Source organism: Nocardia farcinica (genome assembly GCF_029867845.1).
Taxonomy (GTDB): domain Bacteria; phylum Actinomycetota; class Actinomycetes; order Mycobacteriales; family Mycobacteriaceae; genus Nocardia; species Nocardia farcinica_A.
This window is the reverse complement of record NZ_JARWRU010000729.1, coordinates 1-1,194: the sequence shown is the minus strand read 5'-3', so window position 1 is coordinate 1,194 and position 1,194 is coordinate 1. Positions and strand designations below refer to the sequence as shown.

Below are 1,194 nucleotides of genomic sequence, written 5' to 3'. Positions count from 1 at the left end.
GGGGGTGTCCCACTCCGGGGGGGCGCCCCCCGGGGGGGCCGCCGGCGGGCGGGGGGCGCGGGGGGCGCCCCCCCCGGCCGCCGGGCCGGGGCCCGTTTCGGGCATCGCTCCCGCGGGGGCCGGTCCGATCGCGCGCAGCGGGTCGTTCCGGCCGCCGTCCTGCGGCGATGACACGCCTGGCGAACAACACGTGAACGCCCGGCCAACATGGTCGAAATGGCCTGTGACCTGCGTGAAACTTCGTGAACCCGGCATTGTGCGGCGCGTCGCCGTCCGTACGATTCACAGTGTGAGTGTCACGCAGTCGGTTGTTCTGGCGGTCCTCGCGGCTGTCGCCGGACTGGCCGTCGGCGGGCTGCTCGTGCCCTACGTCTCGGCCCGGCTGGCGGAGCGCAGGCAGGCCGACGCGGGCCTGACCATGTCCCAGGTGCTCGATCTGATCGTGCTGGCCTCCGAGAGCGGTATCGCCGTGGTCGACCGCTTCCGCGACGTGGTGCTGGTCAATCCCCGCGCCGAGGAACTCGGCCTGGTCCGCAACCGGCTGCTCGACGAGCGTGCCTGGGCCGCGGTGGAGAAGGTGTTCGCCGGCGGCGAGCCCGCCGAATTCGACCTCACCGCCAAACACCCCCTGCCCGGCCGCGGCCGGATCGCGGTGCGCGGTGTCGCCAGGCAGCTGTCGGAGGAGGAGACCGGCTTCATCGTCCTGTTCGCCGACGACGACTCCGAGCAGGCCAGGATGGAGGCCACCCGCCGCGACTTCGTGGCCAACGTCAGCCACGAACTCAAGACCCCGGTCGGGGCGATGGGGCTGCTGGCCGAGGCCATGCTCGAATCGGCCGACGATCCCGACGCGGTCCGGCACTTCGGCACCAGGGTGCTCAACGAATCGCGCAGGCTGGGCAAGATGGTCACCGAGCTGATCGCGCTGTCGCGCCTGCAGGGCGCGGAGAAGCTGCCCGAGCTCGAGGTCGTCGACGTCGACACCGTGGTGGCCCAGGCCGTCGACCGCTCCCGCCCCGCCGCCGAGGCCGCGGGCATCACCGTCAACACCGACCGGCCGAGCGGTCTCGAGGTGCTCGGCGACGAGACGCTGCTGGTGACCGCGCTGTCGAATCTGGTGGAGAACGCGATCGCCTACTCTCCGCCCGGCTCGCACGTCTCGGTCAGCCGCGCGCTGCGCGGGGAGTACGTGGC

The 1,194-nt window shown here is 72.6% G+C and carries 1 protein-coding gene; it reads left to right on the top strand.

The window, feature by feature from the left end:
- Window positions 1-289 precede the first annotated feature (289 nt).
- A partial coding sequence (locus QH283_RS15915) for a sensor histidine kinase (protein ID WP_280503768.1) occupies window positions 290-1,194 on the top strand: 905 nt, incomplete at its 3' end.